Origin of the sequence: Chryseobacterium joostei (assembly GCF_003815775.1) — a bacterium.
Taxonomy (GTDB): Bacteria; Bacteroidota; Bacteroidia; order Flavobacteriales; family Weeksellaceae; genus Chryseobacterium; species Chryseobacterium joostei.
In genome coordinates this window covers 2459721-2478129 of sequence record NZ_CP033926.1, presented here as the reverse complement: position 1 = coordinate 2478129, position 18409 = coordinate 2459721, and the positions used below count along the sequence as shown (strand labels likewise).

At 36.2% G+C, this 18409-nt stretch carries 12 protein-coding genes; 6 read left to right on the top strand and 6 right to left on the bottom strand.

Annotated elements, in window-relative coordinates:
* Positions 1–24: 24 nt before the first annotated feature.
* From EG359_RS11305 to ccoN, 5 genes are all read right to left on the bottom strand, one after another.
* Positions 25–972, bottom strand: coding sequence for a YihY/virulence factor BrkB family protein (locus EG359_RS11305; RefSeq protein WP_076354745.1), 948 nt, complete (start codon positions 970–972; stop codon positions 25–27).
* 1 nt (position 973) lies between these two features.
* Positions 974–3301 carry a translocation and assembly module lipoprotein TamL gene (tamL, locus tag EG359_RS11300; RefSeq protein ID WP_076354743.1) on the bottom strand — a complete coding sequence of 776 codons (2328 nt, stop codon included), beginning with the start codon at positions 3299–3301 and terminating at the stop codon, positions 974–976.
* Positions 3301–8331, bottom strand: coding sequence for a translocation/assembly module TamB domain-containing protein (locus EG359_RS11295; RefSeq protein ID WP_076354741.1), 5031 nt, complete (start codon positions 8329–8331; stop codon positions 3301–3303). The genes tamL and EG359_RS11295 overlap by 1 nt, the downstream gene beginning before the upstream one ends.
* A gap of 293 nt (positions 8332–8624) precedes the next feature.
* Positions 8625–9512, bottom strand: coding sequence for a cbb3-type cytochrome c oxidase N-terminal domain-containing protein (locus EG359_RS11290; protein ID WP_076354739.1), 888 nt, complete (start codon positions 9510–9512; stop codon positions 8625–8627).
* A gap of 18 nt (positions 9513–9530) precedes the next feature.
* Positions 9531–11810 carry a cytochrome-c oxidase, cbb3-type subunit I gene (ccoN, locus tag EG359_RS11285; protein ID WP_076354737.1) on the bottom strand — a complete coding sequence of 760 codons (2280 nt, stop codon included), beginning with the start codon at positions 11808–11810 and terminating at the stop codon, positions 9531–9533.
* Between the two features lie 185 nt (positions 11811–11995).
* On the opposite strand from ccoN, the gene EG359_RS11280 reads away from it, so the two are divergent.
* Positions 11996–12292 (top strand): helix-turn-helix domain-containing protein, encoded by a 297-nt coding sequence (locus EG359_RS11280; protein ID WP_076354735.1) that lies wholly within the window; start codon positions 11996–11998, stop codon positions 12290–12292.
* Positions 12293–12312: 20 nt separating this feature from the next.
* On the opposite strand, the gene EG359_RS11275 is transcribed toward EG359_RS11280, so the two are convergent.
* Positions 12313–13122: a hypothetical protein gene (locus EG359_RS11275; protein WP_076354733.1), complete on the bottom strand. Its 810-nt coding sequence runs from the start codon at positions 13120–13122 to the stop codon at positions 12313–12315.
* A gap of 178 nt (positions 13123–13300) precedes the next feature.
* On the opposite strand from EG359_RS11275, the gene EG359_RS11270 reads away from it, so the two are divergent.
* The 5 genes from EG359_RS11270 (at position 13301) to EG359_RS11250 (ending at position 18395) form a co-directional block, all read left to right on the top strand.
* Positions 13301–14719, top strand: coding sequence for an amino acid permease (locus EG359_RS11270; protein ID WP_076354731.1), 1419 nt, complete (start codon positions 13301–13303; stop codon positions 14717–14719).
* 194 nt (positions 14720–14913) lie between these two features.
* The gene (locus EG359_RS11265) at positions 14914–15702 is read left to right on the top strand and encodes an AraC family transcriptional regulator (RefSeq protein WP_076354729.1); all 789 of its coding nucleotides are present in this window, start codon (positions 14914–14916) and stop codon (positions 15700–15702) included.
* Positions 15703–15806: 104 nt separating this feature from the next.
* On the top strand, positions 15807–16421 hold the full coding sequence (locus EG359_RS11260) for a hypothetical protein (RefSeq protein WP_076354727.1): 615 nt from the start codon (positions 15807–15809) through the stop codon (positions 16419–16421).
* A gap of 4 nt (positions 16422–16425) precedes the next feature.
* Positions 16426–17529, top strand: a complete 1104-nt coding sequence (locus EG359_RS11255) for an agmatine deiminase family protein (RefSeq protein WP_076355266.1) — start codon at positions 16426–16428, stop codon at positions 17527–17529.
* 233 nt (positions 17530–17762) lie between these two features.
* Positions 17763–18395, top strand: coding sequence for an HdeD family acid-resistance protein (locus tag EG359_RS11250; protein WP_076355264.1), 633 nt, complete (start codon positions 17763–17765; stop codon positions 18393–18395).
* Positions 18396–18409 lie beyond the last annotated feature (14 nt).

Here is an 18409-nt window from a genome sequence, read left to right as displayed (position 1 = left end):
TTGATATAAAGTGTATTAATAATTTTAAATTTTCTCATTACTAATTTTCTCACCGGGCGTCTGCTTCAGGCTATCTGCATACAATTTGGCAGCGCTCCATCGGGCGTGTTTAGAAAGAGTGACTTTATAGCCTTTCTTGTACGTATACACCTTGGTGAACTTGGCTCCAAAAAAAATCAGCATACAAGAATAATTGATCCACATCATAATTAAAATCACAGTTCCGGCAGCACCAAACGCTGAAGTAGGTTTTACCTGGCTGAAATAAAGACTTAGCAAAAATTTACCTAATGTGAATAAAACTGTGGTTAGAAAGGCTCCTCTCCAAACAGACTTCCAGGCAATCTGAATATCCGGAAGAACTTTAAACATTAAGGCAAACAACAGCATCACAAGACCAAATCCAATCGAGAAATTGACAACCTCGACAAGCAGATAGGTTTCAAATCCAAAGTATTGGGTAATGATTGTATTAAAAAGGCTGATGAGTGAAGATAAGACCATCGTAATCATCAGTAGGAAACCAAGAATAAGGATCATGCCAAGCGAATTGGCTCTATCCAGTAAAAATTTAATTAATGCCTTTTTAGGGGCAGACTCTACATCCCAAAGTGAATTCAAGGTATGCTGAAGCTGAAAGAATAGGGTAGTAGAACCAAAGACTAAGGCTCCAACCCCAATGGCTTTCATAAAGATGTTTTTTTTGTCGATGAGGGCGCCAGCAAGCATTCCTTCAATACTTTTAGCCACGTCAGGTCCCATAATGCCACTAATCTGAGTACTAATTTGTCCTCGGATGGCTTCCTCACCAAAGAAATTCCCAAGAACCCATATGATAATGATTAATAATCCCGGGATGGAAAATATAGCATAATAAGCAAGACTTGCCGAATCTTTTGATGCGGAAGAATTGTTCCATTCTGTAAAGGTGTCCTTGAGGACTTCCCAGAAAAATTTAATGTTATTGATCATATTAAAAAGGATATCCGATGGCAATATTGAAAACAAGATTATCTTTTCTCCAGTTTGAATCTCCGAAATTAATTTTATCGAAGGCCCATCTGTTTCCTTTTTCATAGTAAGGTACTCTCAGAGGCATCGCTAAGTCTAATCTTAAAATTAGAATAGAAAAATCAAGTCTTAGACCAACTCCGGCACCTACGGCAATTTCGTTCAAAAAGTCTTTCGTAAATTTTGCGCCGGGCCTGTTTTTATCATCATGAAGCAACCAGATATTTCCGGCATCTACAAAGACTGCAGCATTTAAAAACTTATAAAGGTTAGCTCGGTACTCCGCATTTAATTCCAGTTTAATATCTCCGGACTGGTCAAAATAAGTTCCTGGATCTATTGTTCTTGGATCAAAACTTCCGGGACCCAGTGTTCTTGCTCTGAAGGCCCTGATGCTGTTACTTCCTCCTGAGAAAAACTGTTTCGAAAAAGGAACAAACTCTGAATTCCCGTAAGGATAAGCTATTCCACCAATAAACCTTGTAGCCAATGAAGATTTCTCTGTAAACTTATGATAGAACCTGAAATCATTTTCAATCTTTACATACTGACTGAAAGGGATTCCAAAAATCTTTCTTTCCTTATCTTTTTTTACATCGGCTCCTGTAGCCAGCCCTGTGATGTTTCCTGCCAGATCAAGTGTCCCTTTATAATAAATGGTATTGGTCTTTGGCTGCATAGTATTGGTATACGTATAAGAGTAGGTGGGCCCAAAAATAAGTTGCCTTTCTACAATTCGCTTCATGGCAGGGTTGCCTTCGGACATCGCTTCATAGGCTGCTGTAACCTTTGCCGGAGAAACCAATGTAATATCAATTACTTTCAGCTCATGTTCTTTTCTGGCGTTTTCTTTCCATAAATAGCCAAATGATCCTGTAAAATTATTAAGGGTATAATATTTTGTTCTGTTTTGGAATTCATATCCCAATGTGATATTTGTTCTCGGAACAAATTCGCTGGAAGAATGAAAACGAAAAGGTGCAACAATTCTTGGGATGGAAAGCTGTACATTCGTTCCTGCGCGGAAAATATTATTGGCGTCCTGAGCACCTCCCATCTGGAAATCAAAAGCTCCGTATATGGACGCTTTAAATTGTTCTGCACCTCGAAAGAAATTCCGGTGGGTCCAGTTCAGGTTAAGCTCACTACCCGCATAACTTGCAGAGTTTGTTCTTCCTAATGCTTCCAGACGCAATGACTGGATTTGCCTTGGGGTCAATAAATAATAAGCATCAAATTTATGACTTAAAGAATCGGATGTTACAAATTCATTTTTTACAAACTTAAATACTCCCAGACTGATCAGTCTGTTCAGGGTAAGGTTATGGTTTGATCGGTTATAAAGATCTCCTTTCTTAAAGTATAAAGCCCTGTCAAAGATCTTTGGTTTGAACTTATGCTGCGGGTCAATGACATAAATGTCATCAAATGCATATTTACCAAGAGAATCCTTGTCCATAGGAATAGAGTACTTCCCATCTTTTACATCCTGAATATTATAGTTGGGAAATACAACAACCTTATCAATGCTAAATTGTTGAGTAGCTAAATGTGGAGTATTTTCTTTAAGCTTTACATTCAGCTCTACTTTGTGATTTTTGTTCACAGTGCTGTCTGCCTGCACAATAATATTATCAGGGTGAAAATAATAAAATCCTCTTTCCTTTAAGCTATTATCAATTCTTTCTCTTTCTGCTTTAATCACGTCAAGATCAAATGGTCTTCCATTTTTAAGAATGGTTTTATTGGCTAAGTTTTGAATTTCCTGATTAATGAGGGTAGAATCTTTCTGAAATTTCACTCCATCCACAAGATACCTGGCACCAGGCCTTACCGTATAGATAACCTGTGCTTTTTTGTTCTTGGAAACAGTATCATAGGTAGCCTTTGCATTGAAATATCCTTTGTTTTCAGAATAGTTCTCAATAATATCCTTGTTGAACTCGCGGTCTACATCTCCCAGCAATACGGGTTTTTCACCCATTTTATATTTGAGCCAGTAATTAAACCCTTTATCCTTTTTGGGTTCCTTGGCAATATTGTAGAAATACAATTTAGGACGCATTCCCAAAAAAGTAGAATTGGGTTTTGGGGTAAGATTTGCTTCCAGAGCAGACTGAAGTTCTTTTTTTTCTTTTTTTGAAATGGTATCGTTTTCAATCTTTACGGTTGCTCCGGTATATAGCATCTGATTTTCTTTCAAAAACCTTGTGTTGCTGCAGGAGACCACAGATGATGCCATCCCGGAAACTAACAGATATTTACAATATGTATGAAATGTGTTACTCATTATTTAAATTCTACCACTTGATTGTTTTGATTCTTTTTAGGCTTCTTTTCTCTTGTTTTCTGGAAGATTTCCCGGAATTTGTCATAATCTAACGTAATGATAAATCCAACTCCGGTTTCTATGATCTGCCCCTGAAGAGCTACCTGATATTCATCCTTACGGTAAGCACGCAGCATATATCTTCCATCCTTGGAAAGACTGTAATCTACAGAAACGTTACCTGCAATATTGGTCATGTTTTCATTCTGGCGGGCTTGGCCTTCCAGTCCGAAGTTACTTCCTACCGTTACTTTCAATCGGTCATTCAATAGTTTTTTACTGATATCTACATTAAGGTCGGTTCTTGTATTTTTTTGTCCCGTAGAATAATCCTCTGAAGAATCCAGACCAAAGTTAAGGTCTACCCCTTTTATTAAACCGGAAGCAAGATTATTAAGCTGCTGAGATAAAATCTTACTCACACTTTGCCTTGCCATGGTTTCTGCAGACATTCCTGCACCACTTTCAAACGGGTTTTCCCCGATAAAACGGTTGAGAAGCAGTAATGCAAATACCTGTTTATTCAATTCAGACTCCTGTGTTCTGAGCTGGGCCAGTTTTTGATCAACAACATCCTTTACATTTGTAGATACAGAATTATTTTTTTCGTCTGTGGTAACATCAAAGCTAAGTTGAGGTTTCAAGAGTTCTCCTTTCATTTTCAATAAAGCATTGAATGGTATCCTCTGCTTAAACTGATTCATCAGGGATGCTCCGCCTTCAGTACCTATCTGCTGTTCTACAAGGTCAATAGGGGCTGCTTCCGTTTTATAAACAGCCGTAATGTCCATGATAGCCATGGTAGGTTCACCGGTCCAGGTAATGGTACTTCCTTTCTGAATATCAAACTTACGCTTTAGGAAGCTTACGGAAAGGTCATAACTTCCTTTCTCTACTTGGTACACTCCTACCAGTGTGGTTTTCCCCGACGGGTCTATTCCTCCTGTAAGTTCTGCTTCTCCTTGTAACTGTACAAAATCGCCATTCGCCTTGTCGATAACAATGGAAAGTTTTGCTTCCTTACTTACTTCAATATTGACACTTACGTCCATTCCTTTAATACGGCTTTGAGCATTAAGGGAATCTGCTTTCACTGTTTTATTTAAAACGACCTGATCCTGATCTACAAATTCTACAATACCATCTCTTTCCTGTAAAGATGGAGTAGACTGTGGAAGAACAAAGGTGAAGTCTGTATTATCCGCAATACTTAATTTTCCGTCTACCTTTGGTAAATCCAGATTTCCACGGATACGAAGTCCTGCATCAATGGCAAGAACACCGTACATCATGGCATCATTTGATTTTTGAGAGTTGACAACCTTGAAATCCTTGGCACTTACATTAAGATTAAACGCAAAATCCCTGTAGGTTTGTGTAAGCACCTGTCCGTCTACAACCAGAGCATTTCCGTCTTTATCGTTAATTTTAAACTTATCGAATTCAATTCCACGACTGGTAAAGTCTATTTCATCATTCAGTTTTCTGAAATCACTTCCTGTTTTGGCTATTTCCAGCCCAGCATCATTGAACTTTACTTTTCCTAAAACATTGGGTTGATCAGTGGTTCCTGTAATTTTTAAATTTCCTGAAAGATAACCTTCCGTATTGGTAAGCGCATTCATTGAAAAACCTTGAATACTTTTCATTTGAAGCTGGTTGATGGCCATGTTCAGGTCAAAAGTGCTTGACGAAGTATTGTAGTCACCCAGAATCCTCACATCATTATTGTTTCCGGAAAGGGCAATGTCAGCATTTAAAAGTTTCGGTGAAGAATTGTTCACTTTAATGGCTAGATTTCCAATAGCACTTCCATATACAATCAGATCAGAAATATTTAAGTCAGAGGTGAAAGTCATATCCTTTGTTACATCTCTAAGCTGAGCTGTCCCGTTGATGGTTCCTCTTGCCAGAACTGTATCTTTTTTAATAAGCTCTGTAATGGTTTCAATTTTAAAGTCTTTTAATGCTATGTTTAAAGGACTACTTGGGCGGTCACTTTCTGATTGTATGGAGATTTGGCTGGCACCATTCGTTAATGTGAAGTTATCTGCCAGTATTCCTTTGCTGCTGATTTGAATTTTATTGTTTTCTGCAATATTCCAATCCGTATAGTTTAGTTTTAAACCATTAGGATTTAGGGAAACCTCTGTAATATCATTCATGGATTTTGCACTTCCTGCAATGAGGAAGCGGGTAGCGTCCTTGTCATCCTTTGTGGTGACATTATAGTTGATCGTATTATCTGCAACATCTCCATTGATATCAATCTTGTTTATGGAAAAGCTAGAACTTCTTAAAGCGGCAACGTTAAGACTGTACTGCAATGCCTGATTTTCATTGGTTACTTTTAAAACACCTTTTTCAATCGTATTTTCACCATATAGCAACTGTGGAATTTGTCCGTCGATTTCAATTTTTTGAGAATCGGCATCATAATTTCCGGTTAGGTTAATCGTTTCAAAACTTTTCAGATCCGGAACGAATTTTCTGATTAAGTCATCATTTTTCACCTTTGCATTAAATGTGAAATGCTGTCCCGGATCTATTTTCTGTGTTTTATCCGGTTTCTGGAACTGGTAGTATTGATTAATCGTTTGGGTTAAAGAACCAAAGATCTGTGTAAGTTTATATTTTCCTTTCAGCTCAACATCTGCAATCTGAGAATTGAAAAGAATCTGTGTAGAGTCAGCAGTAGAGGATGCTTTCAGGTAGACTTCCTGTACAGGGTAAACCTCCTTGGTATCCGAAAATGCAAAGTCCTTAAGGTTTAAATAACCATTCAGGTTATTAGGGTCAAGGCTTGTAAAGTCTCCATCAATTTTTCCGGCAAGAATCATTGGTTTTTCATAAAAGCCAAGTTTATTCACATCCAGTTTGATGACTTCACCATTTATTTTTACGGTAGGATTTTTTTCATCATAAATGCCGGAGGCGGTTAATTGTAAGTCTGCATTTGGATCTTTTGAATTTAAAATAACATGATAAGCACCTTTATTGATCTTACCTGTTAAGTTCATATTTTGATAACGATAGCCTTTATATACTGCAGAGGCAACATGTCCTTTTAAATCTGCATTGGCATTTTTAAAATCAAAGCTTTCTCCTTTTGCTGCAATTTGAGCAGTAATGGGACCTATATCTTTATTCTGAATAATTTTTCCTACCTGAACTCCCTGAAAGTTGGCTTTTACGTCATACAGCTCATGATTTTTTCTACGCATGTCAACATTGACAATGATTGCGGCATTTCCAAGGGTAGAGTAGAGGTTGAGATCGGTAGTAACCATTTTAGTGGTTCCCTTTGCATTTCCTTTTATGCTGAAGTTAGATGGAAGAGCAATATTGGATGGGATTGTATTTTTTGGAACAAGATTGAAAATAGTTTTGGCATTGGAAGAAAATTCTCCAATCCTTACATCATAATACAACTGATCAGGATTCATTGCATTTTTGATTCTTCCTGATGCAGCCACTCTCAATTGGTCCAATCCTGAAACTTTGAGATCCTGAATCAAAAGATCATTCACACTTCCTTTTACATTGGCATTTACATTGAGTATTGCATTCGGATATTTATTGAAAGGAACTGTATTTTTTAAAGTAGGAACCAGATTTAAAATATCTGAAAAACCAATTTTTGAATCCTTGATATTGGCTGAAATCTTTACAGCACCAAGGTTTGAAGTAAGTTGATCTATTGAATTGTAGTTTAAAATAACCTCATCACGAAGGATTGTTTTCGGAGTTTGCAGATAAAGATCCTTGAGATAAGCTTCTTTTTCTGCATACACAAAATCCGTATTGAATTTTTGAATATCCAAACCTCTTGCTTCCCGAATTTCTGCTGAATTAACTGTTCCTGCAAAAGTATTGTTCTCCATTTTGAAGCTTCTTACTTCCACATTCATTTTGGCAAAATTCAGGTGATTGAAGTCCATTCCCTGCTTGGTCGGAGCAATGGCTGTATTGTTGTAGGTTGCTTTTACGTCATTCAGAACCAGTTTTCCTAGAAGAAGATTCATTGCTTTGCCCTGGTCAGAAACTTTTGAGGGTTCCGGTTCTTTTGTATTCTTCGGATTAGCGTTTTGTGCAGGAAGATAAAGGTTGGCGTTAATGTCTGCTCCGGAAAGGAATACATTGGCAACATTATAGGAATTATTTTCAAGATCAAGTTTATTAACCTTTGTGCTTAATTCTTTAAATATAACCTTGGCAAACGTTTTTGTATTTTCATCACCATAATCAATATCAAAATGAGTAAGCTTGATGCCTCTCATTCCAATACTCATAGGTTTCTTCTCGTTGAGTGAATCTACTTTCTTCTCAACCTTTTTAGAAACTTCTTCTACAATTCCTTGTTTTAGCTTTAATTTTAATCCATCAAGGTTAATATCGTTGACTGCGTATTTATTTTTGTTGAGATCAAAGGTTTTAACACTTGTATCAAAAGATTTAAAATAGAGCTTAATATCATTCTTTGACTGCTGATCATTGAATGTAACACCTATGTCCTTTAATTTAATTTTATCAAGAGAAATAATGAATGGCTTGGAAGAACTTTCTTCCTTGTCACTGGTAGCAAAGGCATCAATAATATAATCAAAATTGAATTTGCCATCTGGTTTTCTTACAACATTGGCACGTGTTCCCTCCATTTCTATAGAGGTAATATCTGCCGTAGAATTGATAAGCTTTAGCATGTGTAAACCTACATCCAGTTTCTTTACAGCCAAAAGAGTATCTACATCCTGTCCTTTCAGGTAAAGGTTTTCCATCACAAGACTGTTGGGGAACCCAATGTAGACTTTTTCAAGGCTTACCTTGGTCTTGATTTTTTTCTCAAGGTAAACTATAAGTTTGTCCTTGATGAAATTTTGAACGGCAGGAAGCCTAAGGCTTAATATCAACAGGGTAAGAAAGACCAGTATTGAAATAATGGTGATGGCAGTGCGCCTTAAAATTTTTGTAGTGTTGATTTTTAGTTTCAAAAGCGATGTGGTTTCTAACAAAGATAGTAATACTATTTGATTTGGTCTTTGTTGTGGTACCCTTTGCAAATGCAAAAATCCTGCCTTGGCTGTCCTATTATGGAATTTTTAGTGTAGTAGTTGTCAAGTGAATAGTTGAGTAAGACGAGCCAAGGTGCGGATTTTGTTTTTTAAAAAGCCCCCTTTATATCATTTTTTAATGTTGAAAAGGTTAGTTAGCAAAAATGAAAATTCAAATGTTAGTGTAGTTCTAAAGGGGGCTTGGCATGGTTTATATGAGAAGATAATAAATTTTAGTTGTTTCCGTTTTCCCATTTTGCAACTTCTCCCTGCGGAGCAGCGCCACCTTGGGCTGGTGTAATAGGAGCAGTTTCCTGATTGATATGATAAATATAGGCTGCAATTTTTTCAGCATCTCTTCCTGTAATGGTACCCTCCTTAATGAAAGGTCTCATGGTAGGATTGTTTGGAGAACCATTTTCAAGCATCCAGAAAACATTTTTAAATAAACTTTTTTCTTTGATATTGATCCAATGAGTATCGGTAAGATTGGGACCAATACCTCCTTTTCCGGCATCTCCGTGGCAGGTTACACAGTTGGTTTTAAAAAGTTCCTGACCTTCTACAATATTGTCTGCGCTGTATTTTGCGGTTTCAAGATTAATTTGTGGAGCCGTCTTTTCATATTCTGCGATGGAGGCCAGCATAGTTTTTGTTTCCTTAGTGTATTCAGCTTCAGGGTGAGCATAATCTGTGAAAGAAAAGGCCATCAAATACACCACACAGAAAATACATCCAAACCAAAACAAGCCAATCCACCATTTTGGAAGTGAGTTATCAAGCTCCGTGATTCCATCAAAACCATGGTCAATAAGAATATCTTTTTCTTCAGTAACAGACTGTTTTTTGAATGCTGAGTTCCAAAGTTTTTGATAATAAGGAACACTTTTTTCTGCCAGATACTGTTTTTTTTCTTCCTCGGATAATCTGCTGAAACTTTCGTTTTCAATCATGTCTCCAATAGAATTCATGATCATCAGTAGTATAACGGCAATCAATATCAATGCCCAGAAAAATGGAGAGGAAAAATATCCTGAATCACTGGCGAACATTTCAAAGGCCATGATTGTTAAGCCTATCGTTGTTGCGATATATATTGAAATAGGGGTTCTCGTTTTCATTACATCAATTTTTAGTGATTACTTTACACTTGCTGTTTGAATCTGTGTTGTTTTAATGTCAGTACCTAATCTTTGCAGGTAAGCGATCATTGCTACAATTTCTCTTTGCTCAAGTGGTACATAGGCAGCTCCTTTTGCTCCTTTTTCCTTGATCATCTGATCTTTTACATCAGTAGCTTCCGAATAAATTCTCTGTACAATGGCTTTAGACTGGTTGTCTGCCCATTGATTTGCAGAATCAATCTGAGCTTTCGTATATGGTACATCAAAAGAGTTTTTCATCAGCTTCATCTTATCTACCATTTGTGTACGGTCCAGTTTATTGGTAATCAACCAAGGGAAACGTGGCATAATGGAACCTGCAGAAGTAATTCTTGGGTTGTACATGTGCTTAAAGTGCCATGAATCCGGGTTTCTGCCTCCTTCTCTGTGAAGATCCGGGCCGGTTCTCTTAGATCCCCAAAGGAATGGTCTGTCATAGATAAACTCTCCCGCTTTGGAATACTGTCCGTTTTTTCCTTCAAATCTCAATACTTCATCACGGAAAGGTCTGATCATCTGAGAGTGACATGAGTTACACCCCTCACGAACATATAAATCTCTTCCTTCCAACTCCAGAGGAGTGTATGGCTTTACAGCGGTAATGGTAGGAACACTTTGCTTAAGTGATAAGGTTGGAACGATTTCTACTAATCCACCTATTGCTATTGTAATAAAAGCTAATATGGAAAGTAGCATAGGCGTTCTTTCTATCCAAAGGTGTACTCCCTCTCCTTCTTTTCTTGAACCTCCAATGTTGGCTAGTGCAGGTGCCTCTGCAGGAACATTTTTCTGGAATGAACCGGCTTTAACAGTTTTGATAACATTAATGACCATCAAGATTGCTCCGGAAAGATAAAGGATACCTCCTAAGAATCTCATTTTAAAGTATGGAATAATAGCTGTTACAGTATCTAACCAGTTTTTCCATAATAATGTTCCGTCCGGGTTGAACTGTTTCCACATCAATCCCTGTGTGAATCCTGAAATATACATCGGAACGGCATAGAAAATAATTCCTAATGTTCCCAGCCAGAAGTGCCAGTTGGCTAATTTTTTAGACCAGAGTGGTGTTCTCCACATAATTGGAACCAGATAATATACTACCCCGAATGCCATGAAACCATTCCATCCAAGAGCTCCTAAGTGTACGTGACCGATAACCCAGTCAGTATAGTGTCCAATTTTATTTAAAGATTTTGTGGCCAATAAAGGTCCTTCGAAAGTGGCCATACCATAACAGGTAACAGCTACCACAAAGAATTTAAGAATAGGATTTTCTCTTACTTTGTCCCAGGCTCCTCTTAAGGTAAGAAGACCATTGAGCATACCTCCCCATGACGGTGCAATAAGCATGATGGAGAATCCTGTTCCCACAGCCTGCGCCCATGCCGGTAATGCTGTATATTGCAGGTGGTGAGGCCCGGCCCAAAGGTATACAAAGATTAACGACCAGAAGTGAATAATGGATAGTTTGTATGAGAATACCGGTCGTTGTGCCGCTTTTGGCATAAAGTAATACATCAGACCTAATACAGGGGTGGTTAATACAAATGCTACCGCATTGTGTCCATACCACCATTGTACTAATGCATCTTTTACACCCGCATATACAGAATAAGATTTCCAGCTTGTGAAAGATAATGGAACTTCCAGGTTATTGAAGATGTGAAGCATTGCCACGGCAATCCAAGTTGCCAGATAGAACCATATTGCTACATATAAATGTCTTACTCTTCTCTTGGCAATTGTTCCGAACATATTGATTCCGAAGATCACCCATGAGAATGTAATTAATATATCAATCGGCCACTCATGTTCAGCATATTCCTTAGAAGTATTGATTCCCATAAGGAAAGTAATAACTACAGCAACAATCATAAGCTGCCAAGACCAGAAATGGATCCATGAAAGTGCGTCACTGTACATTCTGGTTTTAAGAAGTCTTTGCATGCTGTAATAAGCACCACAGAAAAAGGAGTTACAAACAAAGGCAAAAATTACGGCACTCGTGTGAAGCATTCTGATTCTTCCGAAGCCCATAGCTCCCTGAGTGTTAATTAATCCCTGAATATTACCCGAGGCTAAACTTTTAATAGTAGTATCATCTGTACCGAATAAAAATTCAGGTAATTCGGGATAAAAAAGCATCAATGCAGCAGTAAGTCCCAGCAGAAATCCGACGAGTCCGAATACGATAGTTGCATAGAGGAATGCTCTGACAATATTATTGTCATAATTAAATTTTTGCGTCTCCATAAATTCCAATAGTGTTTACCGAAGTGATATTTTCTCTGAAAGCAGGCTCTGTTTTGTGCCTTTTTCTCTACCGAAAATAAATATCATGTAACGTGTATAATGTTTTGCCAAAGGTATTTATTAACTTTGTTGGAGGCTAATAGATAAACTTCTAAACTATACCGAAAACTACTAAAACAAAAACGATGAAAGTATGTGGACAAAATATCAGGAAAATTCGTAGGAGCAGGGATCTTACGCAGGAGTACATGGCTTTTGAAATGGGGATTTCCCAAAAGGCCTATTCGGATATTGAAAATTCTAAGGTGAAAATCAATCTGGAGATACTGACTAAAATATCTGATATTTTAGACATTAAGCCTTCCGATATTTGTAGTATCTCACATAAGTGCGGTACGGATGACGGTTATGAAGACAAATATCAAAACCTTCTGGAGTATATGAAAAAGAATAATATCTCTATTCCGAAAGAATATCTTTAAAGATGAATTTATAATAAATATTAATAAGTATTCTGGATCTGATCATAAATTTTAAATATTGCTTGATTTACGCCGTAATGCTGATTTAAGCTCTTAATTATAAAATCTTTATTCTTGATTACATTCGTAGGGGTTATCAAAACATTATAAGTTAGAAAATTTATTATTTCAGGCGTTGTTGCTATTTCAAATTTTATTATAAAATTATTGATAATATTTAATTGCTCTTTTTCGTTTATTCCGAGTTGGCTAGACTCACGTATAAGGACATCTATGAAAATGATGAACTTTCTGGAAGGGTTATAATACATAAACCAATTCTCAATTTTAGTAATACTATATAGACCTTTAGAGTTTAGTAAGTTTAATATTGTATTAATAGTAAGTCCACCTTGTTTTTTTATTAATGGAATATGTTCTTCAGTGAAATTTTCAATAAATTCATTTATAGTGTTATTGATTTCCATGACCTTCATCGTGTCAGATATGTGGTTATTGGTTTCAATTAAGTTAAAAGTTTGATTAAATTCTGCTATGAATTCATTAAGATGTTGTTTTTTTATAAATACTGATTGTTTTCTATTAAAATCGTACTGTACATAAAAAGCAATGAAAGTTAGAATGCATGTAGTTATACCTATGAAAGGAGCAGATATACCACCAATTGCATCTCCGATTAGGTTTTTATCACTCATATTAAATCCCCAATTCAGATGCGAGGCGATGTAAATGTATGATAATAATACTGTTAGGAATATTGCTAGTGCTACTATAAAACGTGTCAGATTTTTTCCACTGAAGAAATCTGTTTCATCAGGTATATTTTTCATGGTATTATTTTGTTTGGCAATTTAAATATATTTCCCATAAATATGGTATATATTGAATTTAAATATCTATGGTCAAAGAAGTTTGATTGGTTTAAACTTCAAATTACCGGTTTTGTCCCATGGAATGAGAATTTCTGTTAAAAGTTTTTATATATTTAGCGACCGAATAATTCATTCTATGAACAGCGAGAAGAAAACAGAACAAAATGAAACTTTAGTTAGAGGATTAACAAACCGACATATCCAATTAATTGCTCTTGGCGGTGCCATAGGAACTGGATTATTTCTGGGAATTGGACCTGCAGCAGTATTGGCTGGCCCATCAGTAATTCTAGGGTATGCCTTAGCCGGAATTATTGCCTTTTTTATCATGCGTCAGCTTGGGGAAATGGTTGTTCAGGAACCGGTATCGGGGAGTTTTAGTCACTTTGCCTATAAATATTGGGGAAATTTCCCCGGGTTTGCATCAGGATGGAACTACTGGATTCTCTATATTCTCGTAAGTATGGCTGAACTTACAGCCATTGGCCATTATATTCATTTTTGGTGGCCGGAAATTCCTCTCTGGGTTTCCAGCTTATTCTTTTTTGTAGTAATTAATGCCTTGAACCTTGCTTCTGTAAAGGTTTATGGGGAAACAGAATTCTGGTTTTCCATTATTAAAGTAGTTGCCATTATCGCAATGATTATCTTCGGGATCTATTTGTTAGCCAGCGGAACAGGAGGAGATAAGGCAAGCGTTTCCAATCTATGGAATGATGGTGGATTCTTTCCCAAAGGATTATTCAATAAAACTGAATCTGGATATTCCGGGCTGTTTGCAGCAATGGCAATGATTATGTTCTCTTTTGGAGGGCTGGAATTGATCGGAATTACAGCTGCTGAGGCGAAGAATCCTGAGAAAACAATTCCACAGGCAACCAATCAGGTAATTTATAGGATTTTGATTTTCTATGTAGGAGCTTTGGTAATCCTGTTTTCATTGAGTCCTTGGAGAGAGATTACAGAAGGATCAAGCCCGTTTGTAATGGTTTTTCAAAACTTAAATGGATTAGAATTCAGTCTTTTTGGTAAAGTAATTCAATTCAATTCGTTGATTGCAAATGTCCTTAACCTTATTGTATTAACTGCTGCTTTATCTGTTTACAACAGTAGTGTGTACAGTAATAGTAGAATGCTTTTTGGGTTGGCACAGCAGGGAAATGCACCAAAGTTCTTGAAGAAATTGAATAAAAATTCAGTTCCAATTAATGCAATTCTTATTTCGTCTTGCTTTGCAGGAATCTGTATTATCATTAATAAATTGGTTCCGGAAAAAGCATTTGAATACCTAATGGCTCTTGTTGTATCTACCTTAATCATCAACTGGCTGATGATATGCTATACCCATTTAAAGTTCAAAAAATCAATAAACAGTTCAGGAATTCAATCGAAATTTCCATCTATATTTTATCCTATATCCAATTATATATGTATTGCCTTTTTGGTTCTTATTTTAGGACTGATGAGTATTACAGGAATGGAAATTCAGGTAATTCTGATTCCTGTCTGGATAGGATTTCTATTTGTAATGTATAAGCTGTATAAACCCAGCTAAAAAATAGTAAATCATATTTATATGTTTTGAAAAGGTGAAAGTCAATAGATGATTTTCACCTTTTTTATTGTCATTTTTCCGTAAATTGGTAATAGATTATATTGAAATTTCAGGAAATAATATTTTGAATCTCTGTTTTTGGTTTCAAAATAGAATGTTCCTTATAAGTAGTTATTATTTTAATAATAGATGGAATGGAGTCTAACTTTAATGATATCCAGAAAATAGTCAGCCATATTGAAGCCAACTTTGATAGGGAAATAACCGCTCATGAAATAGAGTCTATATCTCATTATTCTTACCGTAATTTTCAACGGGTCTTTTTCAAAATTTTTAACGAAACTATTTCCGGATTTCAGAAGAGGCTGCGTCTTGAAAATTCATATAAAAAATTGATCTATACAGAAGATCGTATTTCCGAGATTGCATGGCAGGTTGGATATTTCAACATTCAGTCTTTTTCAAAAGCATTTAAAAAGCAATATTCTATTTCTCCGGCAGAGGCAAGAAAGCAAAAACAAGGAGTATTTCAAAAATTTATAGAAAATAATCATACAGATTTAAAGCTTGATGTTAAGTATAAAGATGCTGTGCCTGTTGTTTGTAAATTTATTAAGGCTAAAGATTATAATAATCAGGAAATTGATGAACTGTGGAAAGAAATAGAACCGGAAACTGAAATATTTGAGGCAGCCTACGGAATTATCCGCGACCAGCCTTTAATAACAAGTTACTCACATTGCAGATATGGTGCTGCGGTAACATCTGATGATGGGCTAAAAGGATTTCTTAAAAGAGATATTTTTGGTGGAAGATATGTAAAGTTTACCCATTATGGCCCTTATGCGGATATCTTGGAAACCTATCGTTCCTTTTATCGTTATTGGCTTTCTGATCAGCAGTTTTTGCTCGATAATTCAGATGTTATTGAGGAGTATGAAAGTCCGGAAGTTACTCACATCTATTTTCCGCTGTATGGATAGAATGTCCTTTTAGGACAAGTTTTGTTTTTTTAGGAATCTAATTTTGCACCAGTAAATGACCGTAAAGGGATTTTATAATGTAAAACTTAAAAAGACAAAGAACAATGAAAAGAAATGTACTTCTCTTAGTCCTGCTACTTCCTTTTTATGGTAAGTCCCAGATTACTGTTCAGGCTTTCGCAGGAAATAAAGAAGCTGAGGTGTTGGGAATCTACAACAAAGACTTTAATCATAAATGGAACTATTTTGCATCGGGAACTGTATCCTATGATTATGATGCAAAAAAAGTAAACCCGGAAATCTATCAGAATATTAATTATGGAGTTGGAAAAAACTGGGGTGTTTCAGCAGGAGTTCATATTTCAAGAGAAGATATTATGCCGTCTGTTGGTGTAGCCTACGGAAAAGAAAATGATGTTTTTAGCATCAACGTTTTTCCTGCACTTACCTATTCTACAGATGCAAAGAATTTTGGGTTGGGATTGTATACCTTACTGGAATATACTCCGAAGATGAATGAAAAGCTTAACTTTTATAGTATGCTCATTGTGGAGTCTGATTTTAGCTTTAAGGAACATCAATCCAGTAGTCAGGTCATTCGTATTGGCTTAGAAAACAAGGAAAAAATGCAATGGGGGATAGGGAGCAATATTTCTCAGACAGGAAGCAGTTTTGATACTGATATTAACTTTGGATTATTTATTGGAAAAAAAATTTAATTATATGAACAAATTATTCACACTCACTTTTGTATTGAGTTTTATATGCACTATGGCACAGACTTATCATTTTCCTGAAGAATCTTCACGTCATGAAGGAACCTGGCTGCAATGGCCTCATCACTATCAGCACGGTACAACCTATCGTCAAAGAGTAGAGCAAACCTGGATTGATATGACAAAGGCTCTGCAATCTGGAGAAAAAGTTCACATCATAGCCTATGATGAGGATGAGAAAAAAAGAATTGTAAGTCTTCTAGAGAAAAATAAAGTTCCCATGAAGAATGTGGACTTTAAGATTTATCCTACAGATGATGTTTGGGTAAGAGATAACGGACCTATCTTCGTTAAGGATAGCAAAGGGAATGTATTAATTGAAGACTGGGGATTCAATGGCTGGGGAGAAAAATTTGATTTCGAAAACTGTGATGAAATTCCAAAAAGTATCGGGAAAGATTTAGGCATAAAAGTAATTGACCTTAATGAAGAAATGGTGAATGAAGGTGGATCTGTAGAAACTGACGGAAATGGAGTTCTTATGGCATGTAAAAGCTCAGTAATCAGTCAGGAAAAAGGAGCAACAAGAAACAAAGGGATTACACAGGAAGAAGCTGAGGAGATGTTTGAAACCTATTATGGGGTCTCCAAAGTAATATGGCTGGATGGCGTTACAGGATTGGATGTTACTGATATGCACATTGACGGTTTCATGAAGTTTGCAAACCATAATACCATGATTACGATGAATGAAGATGATCTTTTGGAGCTTGGTCTTTCAGATAAAGATATCAACACATTGTATACTGCTTCCAATGTTGATGGCAAAGAATATAAAAAAGTATATCTGCCTGCCACCAAAAATAAAGTGAAGACAGCTTATGGAAAGCAACTGGATGAAAAAGGATCTTATGTGAATTATTATGTAGCCAATACGGTAGTTTTGGTTCCTAATTATGGAGATCCAAATGATCAGATAGCCAATAAAATTATTCAGGATCAATATCCTGGCAGAAAAGTAATAGGAATAGATGTAAGAAATCTATATGAAAACGGAGGAATGGTGCATTGTGTTACACAGCAGCAACCTGAAGGAAAATTAATGAAATAAAATCTGAATTTTAGGTTTTATAGAAGGCATTATGGTGATATTTATTCTACTATGATACCTTCTTTAAATATGTATTTCTATTATTAGCTCAAAGTTTGATTACTTAATCTATTTTTTGTAAATTGGTAAGAGGTTATTATTCAAACTCAGGTGAAATTATAATCTGTTTTTTGAAATTCCGGCGGACAAGCCGAACACCGCAGCACAAAGTAGGCAAAACAAAAAACACTCCTATGGCCAATTTATTTCAAACACTTACCAACACAGTAAAGCATTGGTATATTCCATTGATCTTCGGAATTCTTTTCCTGATCTGCGGTTTCTATGTATTTAGTGTACCCCTTGCAACCTATGTCACGCTTTCCATTTTTTTTAGCGTTTCATTCCTGTTTTCTGGGATCACGGAAATATTCTTTTCCCTGCAGAATAGTAAATCCCTGCAAGGCTGGGGGTGGTTTCTCGTAAGTGGATTACTAACTACAGCAATAGGAGCCTATCTTATAGCTTATCCACAAATTTCAATGACCGTACTTCCATTTGTTGTTGGATTCACGTTACTGTTTCGTTCCTTTCAGTTATTAGGTTTTGCTTTTGATCTGAGAAGCATGAAAATAATGAGCTGGGGAAATGTAGCTCTTGCCAGTGTAGGAGGAATTATCTTTTCTCTATTGTTGATATTTAATCCTGTGTTTACAGGAATTTCCTTAGTTACACTTACAGGTGTTTCCTTTATCTTTATGGGAATAGCTTCCATTATGCTGGCCTTGGATTTAAGAAAGGTGAAAAAGATTCCTGGGAAAGTAAGCCAGGAGCTTAGAGATAGAATTAAGTCTATACAGGAAGAAATTGACGAATTGAAAAAGTAGTTAATATAATTTTA